General features: G+C 63.7%; 17 protein-coding genes. 9 read left to right on the top strand and 8 right to left on the bottom strand.

Features of this window, described 5'->3' with window-relative positions:
- Positions 1 to 2 precede the first annotated feature (2 nt).
- Genes LU684_RS21800 through LU684_RS21790 form a run of 3 tightly spaced genes read left to right on the top strand, consistent with a single transcriptional unit; the run spans position 3 to position 1,881 of the window.
- A complete protein-coding gene (locus tag LU684_RS21800) occupies positions 3 to 890 on the top strand; it encodes a type II secretion system F family protein (RefSeq protein ID WP_016489049.1) in 888 nt (295 codons plus the stop codon).
- A 10-nt stretch (positions 891 to 900) separates the two neighbouring features.
- Complete coding sequence (locus LU684_RS21795) at positions 901 to 1,602, top strand: tetratricopeptide repeat protein (protein WP_024717469.1); 702 nt, start codon at positions 901 to 903, stop codon at positions 1,600 to 1,602.
- Between the two features lie 15 nt (positions 1,603 to 1,617).
- Positions 1,618 to 1,881, top strand: coding sequence for a DUF3613 domain-containing protein (locus LU684_RS21790; protein WP_145913686.1), 264 nt, complete (start codon positions 1,618 to 1,620; stop codon positions 1,879 to 1,881).
- Positions 1,882 to 2,160: 279 nt separating this feature from the next.
- On the opposite strand, the gene LU684_RS21785 is transcribed toward LU684_RS21790, so the two are convergent.
- Positions 2,161 to 2,598, bottom strand: a complete 438-nt coding sequence (locus LU684_RS21785) for a prepilin peptidase (protein ID WP_016489052.1) — start codon at positions 2,596 to 2,598, stop codon at positions 2,161 to 2,163.
- Positions 2,599 to 2,673: 75 nt separating this feature from the next.
- Between LU684_RS21785 and LU684_RS21780 the strand changes: the two genes are divergently transcribed.
- On the top strand, positions 2,674 to 3,117 hold the full coding sequence (locus tag LU684_RS21780) for a TadE/TadG family type IV pilus assembly protein (RefSeq protein WP_016489053.1): 444 nt from the start codon (positions 2,674 to 2,676) through the stop codon (positions 3,115 to 3,117).
- Positions 3,114 to 5,759, top strand: a complete 2,646-nt coding sequence (locus LU684_RS21775; protein ID WP_016489054.1) for an ATP-binding protein — start codon at positions 3,114 to 3,116, stop codon at positions 5,757 to 5,759. The genes LU684_RS21780 and LU684_RS21775 overlap by 4 nt, the downstream gene beginning before the upstream one ends.
- Here LU684_RS21775 and LU684_RS21770 read toward each other — a convergent pair.
- Positions 5,744 to 7,702, bottom strand: coding sequence for a TadG family pilus assembly protein (locus LU684_RS21770; RefSeq protein ID WP_232895008.1), 1,959 nt, complete (start codon positions 7,700 to 7,702; stop codon positions 5,744 to 5,746). The two genes, LU684_RS21775 and LU684_RS21770, sit on opposite strands and share 16 nt — an antisense overlap.
- A 142-nt stretch (positions 7,703 to 7,844) precedes the next feature.
- On the opposite strand from LU684_RS21770, the gene LU684_RS21765 reads away from it, so the two are divergent.
- Positions 7,845 to 8,135 (top strand): DUF3509 domain-containing protein, encoded by a 291-nt coding sequence (locus LU684_RS21765; protein WP_016489056.1) that lies wholly within the window; start codon positions 7,845 to 7,847, stop codon positions 8,133 to 8,135.
- 3 nt (positions 8,136 to 8,138) lie between these two features.
- Here the strand turns inward: LU684_RS21765 and LU684_RS21760 are convergent, their stop codons facing one another.
- Positions 8,139 to 8,609, bottom strand: coding sequence for a phosphate-starvation-inducible protein PsiE (locus tag LU684_RS21760; RefSeq protein WP_023048378.1), 471 nt, complete (start codon positions 8,607 to 8,609; stop codon positions 8,139 to 8,141).
- Positions 8,610 to 8,930: 321 nt separating this feature from the next.
- Here LU684_RS21760 and LU684_RS21755 point away from each other — a divergent pair, with 321 nt between their 5' ends.
- The gene (locus LU684_RS21755; protein ID WP_016489064.1) at positions 8,931 to 9,194 is read left to right on the top strand and encodes a YebG family protein; all 264 of its coding nucleotides are present in this window, start codon (positions 8,931 to 8,933) and stop codon (positions 9,192 to 9,194) included.
- Between the two features lie 106 nt (positions 9,195 to 9,300).
- On the opposite strand, the gene LU684_RS21750 is transcribed toward LU684_RS21755, so the two are convergent.
- Entirely contained in the window at positions 9,301 to 10,320 is a 1,020-nt protein-coding gene (locus tag LU684_RS21750; RefSeq protein WP_016489065.1) for a Leu/Phe/Val dehydrogenase, read from the bottom strand.
- 123 nt (positions 10,321 to 10,443) lie between these two features.
- Here LU684_RS21750 and LU684_RS21745 point away from each other — a divergent pair, with 123 nt between their 5' ends.
- Positions 10,444 to 11,250 carry a SirB1 family protein gene (locus LU684_RS21745; RefSeq protein ID WP_016489066.1) on the top strand — a complete coding sequence of 269 codons (807 nt, stop codon included), beginning with the start codon at positions 10,444 to 10,446 and terminating at the stop codon, positions 11,248 to 11,250.
- Here the strand turns inward: LU684_RS21745 and maiA are convergent.
- The 3 genes from maiA to hmgA are packed head-to-tail and all read right to left on the bottom strand — an operon-like array spanning position 11,244 to position 14,486.
- On the bottom strand, positions 11,244 to 11,876 hold the full coding sequence (maiA, locus tag LU684_RS21740) for a maleylacetoacetate isomerase (protein ID WP_016489067.1): 633 nt from the start codon (positions 11,874 to 11,876) through the stop codon (positions 11,244 to 11,246). The two genes, LU684_RS21745 and maiA, sit on opposite strands and share 7 nt — an antisense overlap.
- Before the next feature lie 12 nt (positions 11,877 to 11,888).
- Positions 11,889 to 13,181, bottom strand: coding sequence for a fumarylacetoacetase (fahA, locus tag LU684_RS21735; RefSeq protein ID WP_232895007.1), 1,293 nt, complete (start codon positions 13,179 to 13,181; stop codon positions 11,889 to 11,891).
- A gap of 3 nt (positions 13,182 to 13,184) precedes the next feature.
- The gene (gene hmgA, locus LU684_RS21730) at positions 13,185 to 14,486 is read right to left on the bottom strand and encodes a homogentisate 1,2-dioxygenase (protein ID WP_016489069.1); all 1,302 of its coding nucleotides are present in this window, start codon (positions 14,484 to 14,486) and stop codon (positions 13,185 to 13,187) included.
- Positions 14,487 to 14,659: 173 nt separating this feature from the next.
- On the opposite strand from hmgA, the gene LU684_RS21725 reads away from it, so the two are divergent.
- Positions 14,660 to 15,442, top strand: a complete 783-nt coding sequence (locus LU684_RS21725; protein ID WP_016489070.1) for an IclR family transcriptional regulator — start codon at positions 14,660 to 14,662, stop codon at positions 15,440 to 15,442.
- Positions 15,443 to 15,828: 386 nt separating this feature from the next.
- Here the strand turns inward: LU684_RS21725 and LU684_RS21720 are convergent, their stop codons facing one another.
- Positions 15,829 to 16,740: an SDR family oxidoreductase gene (locus tag LU684_RS21720; RefSeq protein WP_060517420.1), complete on the bottom strand. Its 912-nt coding sequence runs from the start codon at positions 16,738 to 16,740 to the stop codon at positions 15,829 to 15,831.
- Between the last annotated feature and the right edge of the window lie 17 nt (positions 16,741 to 16,757).

Genomic DNA, 16,757 nt, shown 5'->3' with positions numbered 1-16,757 from the left:
CCATGGCCTTGCTGATCTGCGCCCTGTGCCTGTTCATTGCCGCCAGCCTGTTTGGCCTGCAGGTCATTCGCCAATGGCGAGCGCGGGTACTGGTGACCCGACGCCTGCAGGGGCGACTAACCCGCGACGAACGCCTGGGCGACTGGCTGCACTGGCTGGGCAGCAGCGCGTGGGGGCAGCGCTTGCAAAGATTCGACGGCGAAAGCCAGGCCCTGCTCGAACGTATCGGCTGGCGCCGCAGCCGCCAGCGCGCCCTGTTTGCCGCTGTTCAGCTAGGCCTGCCGCTGTTGGCCGTGATGCTGACACTGCTGTTGCAACAGGGGTTCAAGGGCAGCGCGGCAGCCGGCTGGGTGGTCTGGCCATTGTGCGCGCTGGGCGTCGGTTACCTGCTGCCCAAGCGCCTGCTGGCCGTGGCTGCGGCACGTCGCCAGCAGCGCATCGCCGAAGAAGTCAGCCTGATGATCCCCTTGCTGCGGATTCTTTTCGAGACCGGCCTGGCCGTCGAGCAGGCACTGCGTGTGCTGAGCCAGGAAGGCCGAACGCTGATCCCGCACATCAGCGCAGAGTTGCGCCAGGTGCTGCAACGGGTGGATTCAGGCATGGCGCTGGGCCCGGAGCTGGAAAAAGTCGCCCAGCTGCTGGCTGTGGATGAGTTCACCGATACCTGCGTGATCCTGCGCCAATTGCTGGCACAAGGCAGCGGCGCGATGAAGTCGCTGCAGGCACTGAAGGCGCTGCTCGACGACCGTCGCCTGACCCGCCTGCAAGAACGGGTATCGATGATGTCGGCAAAGATGTCGGCAGTGATGATGGTGTTCCTGTTTCCGGCCTTGCTCATTGTCCTTGCCGGGCCAGGCTTTTCTGCATTGGCGCGGGCGTTGAGCCCATGAGGACTGAATGATGAAGACAATCCTGTTGTGCGCAAGCCTGGTGTTGCTGACCGGATGCGCCGGGCAACAGCCGGAAGGGCTGCGCCAGTTGTTCGCCACCGCCAGTTGCAGCAAGCCTGACGCCGACCAGCAACTGTCATTGAACCTGGCAGACGAAATGCTCAACGACGGGCGCCCACACGCCAGCCTGGCCCACCTGCAGCAACTGCCGGACACCTTCGAACAGGTTCGCCTGCGCAAGGCCAAGGTGTCACGGCTGCTTGGCCTCAGCGAGGCCGAACCTTTGTACCGCAGCCTGCTGGGCGGTTGCCTGGCCGCCGAAGGCGAACATGGCCTTGGCCAATTGGCCTCGGCCCGGGGCGACGACGTCCAGGCCCTGCAGAACCTCCAGCGGGCAGTAAGGCTCGCGCCTACCGATGAGCGAGTGCGCAACGACCTTGGCGTGGTGCTGATGAACCTGGGGCGCTATGAGCAGGCGCGCTTCGAGTTGCTGACGGCCATCGAACTGAAAGACGACAACCCGCTGCCTGCGGTCAACCTGGTGACCTTGGCGCTGGTGCAGGACAACTGGCAGCAGGCCACTGACCTGGTAGGCCGGCTGCAGCTCAAAGCGGGGCAATTTGCCGAAGCCCAGGCACGCGCCAGCAAGATCAAGGCCGGCGGCCGAGGCCCGATCGCATCGGCCAGGGCCCCGGACATGATGGTCAATTGATACACGGAGGTGATCATGATCAGGTACGTGATGCTACTGGCCTGCTGCGTAGGCAGCGCGACTTTGATGGCCGAGCAATACCCGCCCCATGCCGCTGCGGACGAAACGGCCACCGAACGGCTGTTGCGCGTGCAGTCCAGCGGCGAGCAGGCATCCAGGCGCCTGCAGGTGCAAACCGCGCGGGAGCGTGACCAGTCCATGCAGCGCTGGCTGGATACCTACAAGTATGAAATCCCCGACTTCTACCGCTGGACCAAGATGGCAGAGCGCAATAATTAGTTCGCGGGTATTTTTGCGTCGCCTGTTAGATCGAGCGCCGCCCGCGCGGCGCATCGCGACGCAAGGCCGCTCCCACATCTGTTTCGGGCCAGTTATTCCTGCGCCATCGGCGCGCGCTCCCTGGGTGCACGGCTGGAGATGGCAGAGAAGCGGCGACGCAACCTTCGATAGCGAATGGAACACACAAGGGGTCGCGCGCCAATGGCACAAGCGGGATTGGCCCGAAACGAATGTGGGAGCGGCCTTGCGTCGCGATGCGCCGCGCGGGCGGCGCTCGATCTAACAGGCGACGCGATACTCAAGCCAGGCAAGCGAAACGGCAAAACCGGCCAGCAAGCAGGGCGCAAACGGCCTTTTCTCCCCCGGCTGGCGTGCCCTGCGCCGTACCATTTGCCACACAACCAGTGCCACACCGGCACCCATAAAAGTGCCGAGTACGTGGGCCAGGCTGCTGGCCAGGGCCAGTGCGCCGAGCAGCTTGACGTCGCCAGCCCCGAATTGGCCCAGCATATAGCCGGGCAGCGTCAGCAGCAGCACGATGACGAAAGCCAGCGCGGCATCGCTGCCCGGGGCACCGAGCCAACTGTGCCCGGTGGCCAGCAACCAGGCCAGCGCACAGGCGGCAGCACCCAGCGTCAGGACATTGGAAATCTGCCGTTCCCAGGCATCCTGCCCCGCGCACAACACAAGCCAGACAAGCACTGCAAGGCTATGCATAGGCAAATGGCCATCCCTGTTCGTCGATCGGTTCTATGCTGTTACTCAGGATTCATGGTCAGGGTAGACGCAATCATGAAAGCAGGCCCGGCAAAACGGCAAAACGGCGCAGCGGCCATTGAGTTCGCGGCCGTATTCATGATCTTTTTCGCGGTGTTCTACGGCCTGGTCAGTTACACCTTGCCGATGCTGATGCTGCAGTCATTCAACCAGGCCAGCGCCGAAGCCGTGCGCCGTTGCGTGGCCCTGGACCCGAACAGCGCCAGCTACAGCACCGATGTGCAAACCCTGGCCCATCAGGTCATCAGCCAACAATTACAGTGGATGCCCTCCGCGTTCAACTTCCAGCCCGCCAGTGACGCGCAGGTAACCCTGGGCGCCAACAAATTGCTGACCGTGACCATCAATTACCCCAAAACGAAACTGACCAACGTGCTGCCGATGCTGGTACTGCCACTGATCGGTGAAGTACCGCGCCTGCCCGACCGCCTGCGGGCCGAAGCGAGCTTGCAGCTGTGAGCGGGTTGTTCGAGCGCTGGCTGGGCGGCCAGACCACCGAGCAGGCAGCGACGGCCCCGCAAGCGGTGGGGCTGCAGCTTTGGCTGGATGACCAAGGACACGTGCTGCGCCTTGCTGGCCCACTGCGCACGGTGCTCCCTGCGAGTTCGCACAGCGCCCCCCGTGTGCATGACTACCTGCAACGGCACAGCTGGCTGGTGCTTGAAGGCCCCCCTGCCGACTGGCAGGGGCAACCGCTGGACCTCGACTTCGCGACCGTGCACGGCCCTGCCCTGCACACCCGCGGCTGGCTCCAGCGCCAGGCAGATGGCTGGCTGCTGCAGTTGTTCGATATCGGCGACCTGCTGGGCGAGCACGAGCAACAAGGCCATCGCCTGACGCAACAGGCACTGGCAGCCGCGCTTGGCCGCGCCCTGCGTGACTGCGACGAAGACCGCCTGATGGTGACAGCCACCGATCAACTGAAGCACCTGGCTGAGCACTGGCAGGCGGGCTCTCTGCGTCTGATGCTACTGGGCGATGGCGGCTGGTACACCTACACCAGCAGCGACAACGACTGGCCCTGGGCCGATGACGAGCGGTTGCGCCCCTGGCTACAAACGCTACCGCCACGCGGCCGAGAAGTGGCTGCCGGAAACCCGCTGTTGCAGTCATCGTGTGCCGGCTTGCCATTACTGGCCGTGCCCTATTTGCACGGCCATACCGTGCAGGCCTGGTTGCTGTGCGCAGGGGCACAGCGGCCGCCTGCTAGCGAAACGGTTGCGGCCCTGCTGCAAGCGCTGATCGAACCCCTGCTCAGTCGCCTGCGCCAGCACCAGTTGCGGCAACGTTCACGCCACCTGGATGAACTGCAACAGCAATTGGGGGCCGGCTGGTGGTCATGGCCCCTGCAGGGGCCGCTGCAATTCGACCCGGCCCTGGCCTTGCGCCTGGGTTTACCGGCCGAAGCCACCGCAGAGCAATGGCTAGGCCGGATACACCCGGCCGATCGCGAAGCCGCACGCATGGCATTGGAACAACTGCGCGCAGGCATTGCGTTGAACCTGAACCTGCGCCTGCTGCCAGCCAACCGCCTGGCAAGCCCGCGCTGGCTACAGTGGGCAGGCCAGCTGCAAGGCCGTCAGGTTCAGGGGTTTGTGCTCGATATCAGCGCGCTGAAAGCCCAGGAACTACAGGCCGGGGCCGCGCGCGCCCGGCTCGAAAACCTGATCGCCAGCTCGCCCGCAGTGATTTACGTCCAGCGCTATGCCGAAGGTGCACTGCACAGTGAATTTTTCAGCGCCAGCCTGATGCCGCTGCTGGGCTGGCCCAAAGACAGTGAACTGGCGCGCCACCCTGCTCAGGCCGTGCATCCCGACGACCACCCGACGTGGCTCGAACGCACCCGTACGCTGCTGCGCGATGGCCAGGTACGCTGCCGCTATCGCCTGCGCGATCACCTTGGCGGTTACCACTGGATACTGGACGAAGCCCGCCTGCTGCGTGACGACCTGGGCCAGCCTGTGGAGGCTGTCGGGCTGTGGCTCGACGTCAGCGAATTGACCGAGGCGGCCGAACGTGTGCGCCAGAGCGAGGAGCGTTACCGGGTGCTGGTAGAGGACTCGCCAGCCATGATCTGCCGCTATCGCCCAGACCTCGAGCTGCTGTTTGGCAACCACCCGCTTGCCGAACAGCTGGAATGCGCGCCGCAACAATTGACGGGCATGAACCTTGGTCAGTGGCTGTCCGACAGCCAACGGGCGGCCTTTCTCCAGCGCCTGTCTATGTTGACGCCGGCGCAGCCGTTGGCCAGTGCCGAAATCTGCCTGCAATTGCCCGGACGCAGAACAGCCTGGTGGGTGTGGGCCGAGCGTGGCCTGTTCGATGAGCACGGTCAGTTGCAGGAAGTGCAGGCGGTGGGGCGCGATAACACAGCGGTACGCCACAGCCAGCAGCAACTGCTGCAAGGGGCCAAGATGGCCACGCTGGGCGAATTGGCAACGGGCTTCGTGCATGAAATCAACCAGCCGCTGGCGACCATGCGCCTTGCGCTGGTCAATACCCTCAAACGCCTGGAAAGTGGCGTGGTCGATGCCGAGTATGTGGCGGGCAAGCTGCAGCGGATCGATGCCCAGGTCGAACGCATTGCGCGCCTGGTCGAGCATCTGCGCACCTATGGGCGCCGGTCCGAGGTAGAACAGCAGGTGTTCGCCGCCTGGGTGGCGGTGCAAGGTGCGCTGGGGTTGCTGGCTGAGGGGTTGAGCGGCAAAGGCGTGGCCTTGCTTGTTGAAGAGCCAGACCTGTGCCCGGAAGTACTGGGCCATGAGGACCAGCTCGAGCAGGTGCTGATCAACTTGCTGGTCAACGCCCGGGATGCGTTGCTCGAACGGAGGGTTGCCAAGCCGCGGATCAGCGTGAGCCAGCGCGTCGAGGACGGGCAGCTGTGCCTGTTGGTGGAAGACAACGGCGGCGGTATCGACCCACGCCTGCTCGAACGCATCTTCGAACCGTTCTTCACCACCAAGGCCGCCGGAGCGGGCACCGGCTTGGGCTTGTCGGTCAGCCACAGTATCGTCGAAGCCATGGGCGGCCGGCTCGAAGCGCACAACCGCAACGAAGGTGCGTGCTTCCAGGTTTGGTTGCCCGTCTACAGCGCCAGCTGAGCACGGCCGCCGGAGCAACTGAGGTTGGCCCCGACTTCGGCGTTGACCAGGTCGATGCCGAGGACCTTGAGCAACACGTTGACCAAGGGGTCCAGCAACGGGCTGAGCAGATTCTTGATCAAGGGTTCGACGATGCCTTTGACGCCGCCAAGGACGTTGCCGACGATTACCAGTACTTCACCGAGGCCGCTGTTTGCAGTGGGTTTGTAGGCTTCCAGCTGTATGCCTTGCAAGGTATCGGTGAGGCTGCCGACTACGTTGTTGTTGGCGGTTTGCATGCTCTGGTACACCGAGGGAAGGCCGATGTTCGGCGGTGTGCTGTTGGGGGCCTGGAACACCAGCGGGCGTTCGACCGCTCCGCTGCCCAGCACCTTGCTGTTGACGCGCAGGCCCAGGCCGCCACCAGCGAAGGGGCTACGTGCATCACAGATCGCAGGCAGTATGAGCAGCCGGGTGCAGCGTTTGGTCCCGATGTCGACCAAAGGCAACGCTTTGACAACGGTGGTACCACTGGTAAAGAACGCGTCCACGGACTCAAAACGCCCCACCGCAATCTTGGCGGCTGAACTCTGAGTCTGAGTCGTCAAACGTTTGGGTGAGCAACTGAACGTTTCAGGCGATAACGGGTTGAGCCGCGTCGTCGCTTCTGCCACTTCAAGGCCGATGTCCAGCGACAGCTTGTCCGGGACCAGGATTATATCGGTGACCGTACACGGCACGCCGACCAGGCATAGCACCGATTGCAATGTACTGGCGAGGTTCAGGCTGAGCAGATTGTTAAGCACATTGGTGATCGGCCCGACGAGATCCAACACGGCATTGAGCAACCCAAGCACCGAGTTGAGCAAAGGCAAATCCAGCGAAATCATCGCCCGCACCTGTGCGGTATGCACCCGCAGCTCATCGGTACGCGGGTTTCCCACCGCAGAAATCTGCTGCGGCTCGATCACTTTCAACCGTACCCGACCATTGACCAGCCCCAGCACGCTGATTGGCAAATCCACCGTTGCCGCACTTTCGCTGACCGCCAGCGGGATTACCCCCTGCACCAGTTGCAGCAATTGAATGCTGGCATCCAGCCCGGCCTGCGCTGTGCCGTTCTGAATATCGAGCAAGTCCCCCAGTTGCAATAACGTGCTGTTGCTGGCGCCCAGTGCCACCTTGCCCAGGTTGGTCACCACATCTGCCGCCGCACCACTCTGCTGCAGTACTTTTACCGCCGCTTGCAGCAACTGGGTAGCGGTGGCATCGGCAGTGAGCAGTTGCTGGTAGTCGCCCGCCTTGAGCTTGAGATCGATGGCGAGTTGGTCAAGGTAGCTAAGCAGATTGAGCTGGGTACTGGCGATGCCTTGCCAGCCGGCCACATCAAGCTGAACCTTACCACCCAGGGCGCCGAGAAGAGCGTTGAGCAAAACCGACTGCCGCGAGTCGACGGTCGCCAGCGTGGTACGAATACTCAACATCGCCTGCGGCGGCAGAGGCGACGATGCCACGGCATGCGCGTGCAAGGTCGTGGTCAACGGCACGCCATTGCCCTGCGCCAAGGTGTACACCCCCGCAGCAAAACTGGTGGGCACTGTATTGCTTACATCCACCCGTATGGCTTCATTGCGAGTGTTGTCACTGGTGAAGGTTCGCAAGCTGTTGGCGCCAGTCTGCAAGTACCCGCAACTGGCCGTCAGCGGGTTGCTGGCCGCATGGCCGTTGCGTGTGGCGGCGGCCCGGGCAATCGCGGTCGCCTGTGGCCCGCTGCCGGTGCACACGGCAAACTGGCCTGCCGCCTCCAGCGCCGACATGTCGGCAATGCGCTGCAGCTTGCGCTGTTCAAGAAACAGGCGGCCGCTGTCAATCACCACCAGCATGAACAGCAGGGCAAGGCCCAGGGTAACCACCGCCATTAGGCCGATTGCACCACGCTGACGGGCAGCAGATGAGGGAACCACGGGCACTCCTTTGCCGGCCATTGGCCATGCGTCGCGGCTGCGATTCAAGGAGTGTAGTTACGATAATGGCTAATTGCCCACCAGGAACCAACCTGACAGGGGCCGGTCAACTTCAGCAGACAATCTTTGCAGGCCCTCAGGCATGAATAACCCTTTCGACCGAATCAGTGCTGCCTTCGCCCCCGAATACCGGGTCAACCTGAGCATTGCCAACCTCGACGGCAGCATCATGCTCACCCTGTCCGACGACGCCGGCGTAGTCGCCAAGCGCCTCATCACCCAGGCCCAGCGCAACGACCCGGTGCGCCTGCAACGGGTGATCGACAGCATCCGCCTGGGCCTCGCCATCGAACTCAGCCAGAACCCCATGCAAGTGCTGGCCGCGCTGACCCGTGACGCCCGCCACGAGCCGCGCCATTTCGTTGCCAACTGAGGGCTACTTGCCCTCCTCCACGGTCTTGCCGTTGGCGTCCAGCACCTTGGTCGAGGGGTAGCGGTACGAAGCGTAGCGCACCACCAGGATCGAAAACGCCAGCAGCAGGATGCCCCCACACAGGTACAGCAGGCCTTCGTCCGGTGCCTTGTGGTGCGAAACATCGCCGATCAGCAGGCGGGTGAGTGCGGTGATGGCCACGTACAGCAGGAAGCGGATCGGCATGTGGTTGGTCTTGAAGTAGATGCCGACCATCGCCCCCAGCTCCAGGTAGATGAACAGCAGCAGGATGTCATCGACACTGATCCCGCCCTTGCCGAGCATGTCCAGGAAGGTGACCACCGCCGCATAGGCGGTGATTGCGCCGATGCCGAACAGCGCCAGGTAATGGAACGCCTCGACACACAGGTTGCCCAGCGAGTCGGCCGAGCCGTGCAGGCCCTTGCGCAGTTTTTCTGCCCATTTGATGTTCACGATGTTCCATTCCCCGATACGTCTTGTAAGGATGATGCGTCACCGGTGTGACGCTTGTGCCATGCAGTTAAAGGGCCAGGCCCCTGTCTTGGAAGGCGACCGATTGCCGCAAGGCACGTCGGGGCGTGGCAAGAAGACGGGTCGCCTGGGCCGGCCCTTTCGCGGGTGAACCCGCTCCCACAGGTTCTGCATCTGCCTTGCAACCTGTGCTGCCCCATGGGAACGCTACAATTTCTGCTTGCGAACCAACCAACATTGCCATTACTGTATATAAATACAGTAAATCGCAACGCAACCAGCAAAAAGGCATAGAGGTGATGAATGGCCGTCGAAGTGGTGTACCGCAGCAGCCGCGACCCGGAGCGCTTGTTTATGGATAAGGCCGAAGCAGACCGTCACGACAAGATGCTCGAACTGGCCGAGCGCCTGGCCGAAGTGCTGCACAAGGCGGTGCCGTCGCTGACCGAGCAGCAGGTTGAAGAAGCCGGTATCTACATGGCCAAGAACCGCGATGTGTTCGCCCGGGCGTTCAAGAGCCAGCCGGATGCGTTGGCCGAGTTGCTGGAAGGTGGCGCAGCCGAGTGACATCGGCGGCGCATGCTCCCACAGGGCCCCACTGCCTTCGAGGCTTGTGCAATACCTGTGGGAGCGGGCAAGCCCGCGAAGAGGCCAGCAAAGCCAGTATCAACCTTCAGCCATACAACAGCCGCTCCGCCAACATCTGCGCCACCCGCGCCGGCGAACGCTTTTCCGCCTGCGCATGGCCAAACACTTCGGTGAGCCGTGAAGGAATGCGCGCCAGGTGCGCGGTAATGGTGCCCAGGTCCTCGCCACGGTGGGTCAGCGCCACATAGATCAGCCCACCGGCATTGATCACGTAGTCTGGCGCATACAGTATCCCGCGTGATTCCAGCTGGTCTGCCACCTGCAAGGTAGTCAGCTGGTTGTTCGCCGCCCCCGCCACTGCCGCACAGCGCAGCTGCATCACGCTCTGCCCGTTCAATACCGGCCCCACACCGCAGGGTGCGAAGATATCGCAAGGGGTGCTGATCAATGCATCGTTGGTCACCGGTTTGGCATCGAACTGCTCCATCGCCAGCCGCACCCGACCTGGGTCCAGGTCGCTGACCAGCAGCTCCGCCCCCACCGCATGCAGTTGTTCCGCCAGCGCATAACCGACATTACCCAACCCCTGCACCGCCACCCGCAAGCCTCTGAGGTCATCGCTGCCCAGCCGGAACGAGGTGGTGGCGCGAATGCCAGCGAATACCCCCATTGCCGCATGCGGCGAGGGGTCACCCGAGGCCGTGGTGCTGGTTACGTGGGGGGTACTCTGGGCGATGCAGTCCATATCCAGGGTCGAGGTGCCGCTGTCTACGGCGATGATGAAACGCCCATGCAAGGTATCGATGAAACGGCCAAACGCCTCGAACAGCGCGGCGCGGTTCTCCACATGCGGGTTGCGCATGATCACCGCCTTGCCGCCACCCAGCGGCAGGCCCGCCAACGCCGCCTTGTAGCTCATGCCCTGGGCCAGGCGAATGGCATCCGTCATGGCGCTTTCATCATCGGCGTAGGGCAGGTAGCGGCAACCGCCCATGGCTGGGCCCAACTGCTCGCTGTGGATCGCTACAACCGCTTTCAGGCCCGTAGGTGGGTCATTGAACAGGTGCAGTGACTGGGTACGGGTGCTTTGCATCAGTGCGAACATCGACAGGCTCCCCACGAGGTGCTCCTTCCAGTATAGGCACCGGCCCGAAGCCGGGGTGGTCGCCGGACCACTGGACGAAACCGCCCGCCACGGCTAATACTCAAGCGTGTGTGGAGATACCCAATGAAGCCACGTCAAGCCTGCCTGGCCTGCCTGGAACGCGAGCCTGTCGCCCTGCTGGAAGCCGCCTTGTGGATTGCCGCCGAGCACGACCGCAGCGTCGAGCCCACAGACAGCCTTGCCATTCTGCATGACCTGCAGCGTGAGATCAGCGCCAACCTGCCGATGCTGCCACTGTGCGAACTGGCCCAACCACTGCTGCGCCAACTCAATGCCCTTGGCTTTCAGCAGGATGAGTACCACCCGCTGCGCCCGCAGGCTGCACTGATGGACAAGGTGCTGCAACGCCGCCGTGGCCAGCCGCTGACCCTGGCCATCCTTACCCTGGAGCTGGCCCGGCGCTTGTCCATCCCGCTGGAGGGCGTGGGCTTCCCTGGCCATTTCCTGCTGCGTGTGCCGGGTGCCGACCACCTGCTAGACCCCTGTGGTGGCCGACGCCTGTACCCCAATGATTGCCGTGAGCTGCTGGCCCGCCAGTTCGGCCCGCAGGTTGCGCTGACGGCAGAACACCTGCGCAGTGCCAGCCCGCTGCAGATGCTGCAACGCCTGTCACGCAACCTGCGCCAGTTGCACATCAGCAACGATAACCACCTGGCGGCCTTGATCGATGCCGAGCGGATCATGCAACTGGGCCCGGTGCAAGTCAGCGACTACGTGACCCGCGCCTCGCTGTACCAGCACCTGGACTGCCCACAGGCCGAGCGCTTCGACCTGGAGCATGCGTTACTGCTGACGGAAGACCCGGTCCAGCGCCTGAAGCTGTCCGAACGTATCGGCAAGCTTCCGACGGCGAACCGTTCGCTTCACTGAGCCGGGCTGTCGGGCTGCTGGGCAGGGTGGGCTTTGGCGAACGCCGGGTGCCCAGCTGCCAGTGCGGCAACCCGAAGGATGCGCGGGAAGCTGTCGAGGTCGACGTTGAAGCGTTCGGCGGCATACAGCTGGGGGATCAGGTAAACATCCGCCAGCCCGGGTTGGTCACCGAAACAGTAACCGTGGTCACCAACCAGTTGCTCTACTGCCGCCAACCCCTGGCTGATCCAGTGGCTGATCCACTGGTTGACCTGGCCCTCGTCCTGGCCCGCCTGGCGCAGCCGGTTGAGTACGCTGACGTTATGCAGCGGATGAATGTCGCAGCCGATGATTGCCGCCACGCCACGTACCTTGGCACGCGCTTCGGCCGTGGCTGGCAGCAGCGCAGGCTGTGGATAAACCTCTTCCAGGTACTCGATGATCGCTGGCGACTGCACCAGCAAATCGCCGCCATCGGTGCGCAAGGCCGGCACGCGGCCCTGCGGGTTGACGGCGACATAGCCCGCACCGCGCTGCTCGCCCTGCAGCAGGTTGACCGGCAGGGACTGGTAAGCCAGCCCCTTCAGGGCCAGGGCAATGCGCACCCGGTAGGACGAGGTGGAACGGTAATAGGTGTACAGCTCCATGCCCCTGCCTCCTCAGTTGGCTGCGATAACCGTGCCACGGCATTCGCCAAACCCGATGCTGGCCACGCCGTCACGCGTGCAGCGGGCACGCAGGATGATTTCGTCGCCGTCTTCGAGGAACTTGCGTACCTCGCCGCTGGCCAGTTCAATCGGCAGCTTGCCGCCTTCGGTGATTTCCAGCAGGCTGCCGTACGAACCCGGCGTAGCGCCCGACAAGGTGCCCGAACCGAACAGGTCGCCCGACTGCAACTGGCAGCCATTGACGCTGTGGTGCGCCACCAGCTGGGCAACGGTCCAGTACATGCTGCGGGTGTTGCTCAGGGTCAGGCGGTGCGGGGCAACGCCCTGCTCGCGCATGCGCTCGGTCAGCAGCAGCACTTCAAGTTCGATATCGTATGCACCGGCGGCCTGGTCGCGCTTGTCCAAAAGGTATGACAGCGGCTGCGGGTCGCTTTCCGGGCGTGCAGGCTGGGCGCAGCGGAAGGGCTCCAGCGCTTCGGCAGTGACCACCCAGGGCGAGATCGTGGTAATGAAGCTTTTGGACAGGAACGGCCCCAATGGCTGATATTCCCAGGCCTGGATATCACGCGCCGACCAGTCGTTGAGCAGGCACAGGCCGGCCACGTGCTCGGCGGCGTCGCCGACCGGGATCGCCTGGCCCATGTCATTGCCCTGGCCAATCCAGATGCCCAGCTCCAGTTCGTAGTCCAGCCGCGCGCAAGGGCCAAAGCTCGGCTCGGTGTGCCCGGCCGGCAAGGTCTGGCCCTTGGGCCGGCGCACGTCGGTGCCGGACGGGCGGATGGTCGAGGCGCGACCGTGATAACCGATCGGTACGTACTTGTAGTTGGGCAGCAACGGGTTGTCGGGGCGGAACAGCTTGCCCACGTTCTTGGCGTGCTCGATGCCCACGTAGAAGTCGGTGTAGTCACCGATCTGCGCGGGTACATGCAACTGGCAGGCGCTGGCCGGGTACAGCGCGGCCTGCAGCGCAGCCTGGTGTTCGCTGTGTTCGCCAAGCAGCACCTGCAAGCGCTCACGCAGGGCGACACGGGCGCTGCGGCCCAGCGCAAAGAATGCGTTCAACGCCCCACCACGGGTGGCTTCGACGGCGGCCTTGGCGGCGCCGTCGAACAGGCCGGCGGCCAGCACCGCCTCCAGGTCAAGGATCGCGTCGCCGATGGCCACGCCACAGCGCCTGGCTTCACCCGGCCGGCTGAAGATACCCAATGGCAGGTTCTGCAGCGGGAAATCGCTGTGCCCGTTGGCATGCTCGACCCAGCTACGGGCATTGGCAGTGTGGTTCATGGGTTATCTCCGGTTCGGGTTGAAGGTGCTCGGCAAGGTGGCCCAGCAACTGTCGTAGTCGGCCTGCAATTGCGGGCATTCAAGGGCTTGCTGGCTCGGGCGCAGCACTTGGCTGGTCTCGAACATGAAGGCCATGGTGTTGTCGATCTTGTGCGGCGCCAGGTCGGCGGCAATGGCTTTTTCGCAGGTTTCGGCGTCGGGGCCATGGGCGCTCATCACGCCGTGCAACGACGCGCCACCGGGCAGGAAGCCCTCGGCCTTGGCATCGTAGGCACCGCTGATCAAGCCCATGAACTCGTTCATCAGGTTGCGGTGGAACCATGGTGGACGGAAGGTGTTCTCGGCCACCATCCAGCGTGGCGGGAAGATCACGAAGTCCATGTTGGCCAGGCCGTGCACGCTGGTCGGCGAAGTCAGCACGGTGAAGATCGACGGGTCCGGGTGGTCGAAGCTGACCGTACCAATGGTGTTGAAGCGGCGCAGGTCGTATTTGTACGGCACGTTGCTGCCGTGCCAGGCAACCACATCCAGCGGCGAGTGCTGCAGTTCGCAGCCCCAGTGTTCGCCGAGAAACTTCTGCACCAGTTGCACCGGCCCTTCGGCCTCTTCGTAGTGCGCCACCGGGGCAAGGAAGTCGCGCGGGTTGGCCAGGCCGTTGCTGCCGATCGGGCCCAGCTCCGGAAGACGCAGCGGTGCACCGTGGTTTTCGGCGATATAGCCACGGGCCTGGCCGTCGAGCAGTTCGACGCGGAACTTCATGCCACGAGGGATCACTGCAATTTCCAGCGGCTCGACCTCCAGCACACCCAGTTCGGTGGCAATGCGCAGGCGGCCCTGTTCGGGCACCAGCAGCAGTTCACCATCGGCGTTGAAGAACACCCGCTCCATGGAACGGTTGGCGCGGTAGATGTAGATGCTCACGCCGGCCGGTTTCTCCGCGCTGGCGTTGGCCACCATGGGCAGCCAGCCTTCGATGAAGTCGGTCGGCTCGGCAGGCATCGGCTGGGGGCTCCAGCGCAGGCGGTTGGGGTTGATGGCCCCCAGCGGCCCGCTCAGCGGCTGGCGTGCCAGGCGCTCGAAACGCGGGTGCAATGCAGACGGGCGAATACGATACAACCAGGTACGGCGCAGCTCGCTGCGGGCCATGGTAAACGCGGTGCCCGAGAGCAGCTCGGCATACAGCCCGTAGGGTGCCTTCTGCGGCGAGTTCTGCCCGACCGGCAGGGCACCTGGCAGCGCTTCGCTGGCAAACTCATTGCCGAAGCCGCTGAGGTAGTGAAGGTCGGGTGATGTGTCGCGATTCATCGATGCCTCCGGGCTCTGGTCGAGCCATTGCGGGCAGCTGGCTGCTGGCCCGATGCGGGTGACAGCGCGTCTGCATTGTTTTTATCGTAATCAGATTACGAATAACGTAATTTGCTACGCGCATGGCGTCAAGCTATAAAGGCGCGACTCGACGAATCCGGAAGCAGATGTCCATGACCAAAGCCAGCTCCTCCGCCGACAACGGCAAGCAGAAAGTTCGCTCGGCGGAGGTTGGTACAGACATCCTCAAAGCCCTTGCCGAGCTCTCCCCTTCCACCTCGCTGTCACGCCTGTCAGAACATGTGCAGATGCCGGCGAGCAAGGTGCACCGCTACCTGCAGGCACTGATTGCCAGCGGCTTTGCCGAGCAGGATGCAGCCACCAACCATTACGGCCTGGGCCGCGAGGCACTGCGGGTGGGGCTGGCGGCGCTGGGCAGCATTGATGTATTGAAAATTGCCGCACTGCCGCTGTCGCAACTGCGCGACGAACTGAACGAGAGCTGCTTCATCGCGGTGTGGGGCAACCAGGGCGCCACCGTGGTCAGCATTGAACCCGCGGTGCGGGCAGTGACTGTGGTCACGCAGATGGGCTCGGTGCTGCCGCTGCTCACTTCGTCCACAGGCCTGGTGTTCGCTGCCTACCTGCCTGAGCGCGAGACCCTGGAGTTGCGTGATCGGGAACTGGCTGCCCTGCAGCAGCGTGCAGACGATTACCAGGCAGTACTGGCGGGCATCCGCGAACGCGGCCTGCACCATGTGCACGGGCTGCTGATGCCGGGCGTGGATGCGCTGTCGGCGCCGGTGTTCAACGCCTTGGGGCAGATTGCTGCCGTAATGACCGTGGTCGGGCCGACATCGATCTTCCATGCCGACGAGCACGGTCCGGCGGCGCAACGGCTGCTGGCGGCAGCGCGGGAAACCAGCTGGCGGATGGGCTATTCGCCTGCTGCCTGAACGCCGGCGGCACTATTGCCCGATACGTAAAGGTGAATGTCATAAGCCGCTATTTTTCCTACCGGATCAAGCGCTTATTCTTTACTCACTGGCCGGCATGAAGGGCTCTCCCCCCGCCTTTCATGCCGGCGAGGTTCACCGACGTAGATTTTGAAGCTCCTTGATCTGACGTCTCGATTGGCCGCTGCGGCTTGCAGCGGCCTTTTTTTTGCCCTGAACAACATGCGCTCTCGACTGGCTGACGCGGCCCCTGTGGGAGCGGCCTTGTGTCGCGATCGGGCTGCAAAGCAGCCCCGGCAATTTATGCAGTGCGGCTGATATCCTGGGGCCGCTCTGCGGCCCAATCGCGACGCAAGGCCGCTCCCACAAAGTACCCTGCAAGCTCTCTACAGCGGGTACTTCTGCAGGTTCGCCATCATCTGCTGCAGCGCCTGCAAACTGTCCTGCGGATGCACTGCCCGCTCAAAGTCACCGATCCGTGCCCAGTTCTCGGCCACCTGCTCCGGGGTAAAGCCTTCGCGCGGATCGAAGCCCACCCCCAGGCTGCGCTCCCAACGCACCTTGCCCACCCAGCCGCCGCCTACTTCGAACAGCTCACCGGTGCCCTGGCACTGCTCGCTGCCCAGGTACACCACCAGCGGGCTGACCAACTCGGGCTTGAGCCGCTCGAATACCTGGGGCGGGATCAGACCTTCGGTCATGCGCGTGCCACCGGTGGGGGCGATGGCGTTGACCAGGATACCGTGCTTGCGCCCTTCGATCGCCAGGGTGCGGGTCAGCCCGTACAAGCCCAGCTTGGCCATGCCGTAGTTGGCTTGGCCGAAATTGCCGTAAATGCCAGAGGTAGAAGCGGTGAAGATCACTCGCCCCCAGTTCTGCTCACGCAGGTGGGGCCAGGCCGCGCGGGTGACTTTGTAGGCCCCTTCAACGTGCACCTGGTAGACCTGCTCCCAGTCGCTGTCGTCCATCTTGTGGAAGGTCTTGTCACGCAGGATACCTGCATTGTTTACCAGCACGTCGACCCGGCCGAAGCTGTCCAGGGCCTGCTCGACGATACGTGCACCCTGGCTGACCGAATCGTGGTTGGCGATGGCGATGCCACCGGCGGCGCGGATCTCTTCCACCACCCGGTCGGCGGCCGAGGCGCTGGCACCTTCACCGTGGGTAGAGCCGCCGAGGTCGTTCACCACCACCTTGGCGCCACGTGCGGCGAACAGCAGCGCATGGGCACGGCCGAGGCCACCGCCGGCTCCGGTGACAATCACCACGCGATCTTGCAGACGGACAGGCTCGCTCATGCTCATGGCTCCAGGCA

The organism is Pseudomonas sp. NMI542_15 (assembly GCF_021283425.1).
GTDB lineage: Bacteria > Pseudomonadota > Gammaproteobacteria > Pseudomonadales > Pseudomonadaceae > Aquipseudomonas > Aquipseudomonas fortuita.
Note: the sequence above shows the minus strand (reverse complement) of the source record. Positions and strands in the feature narration are given on the sequence as shown.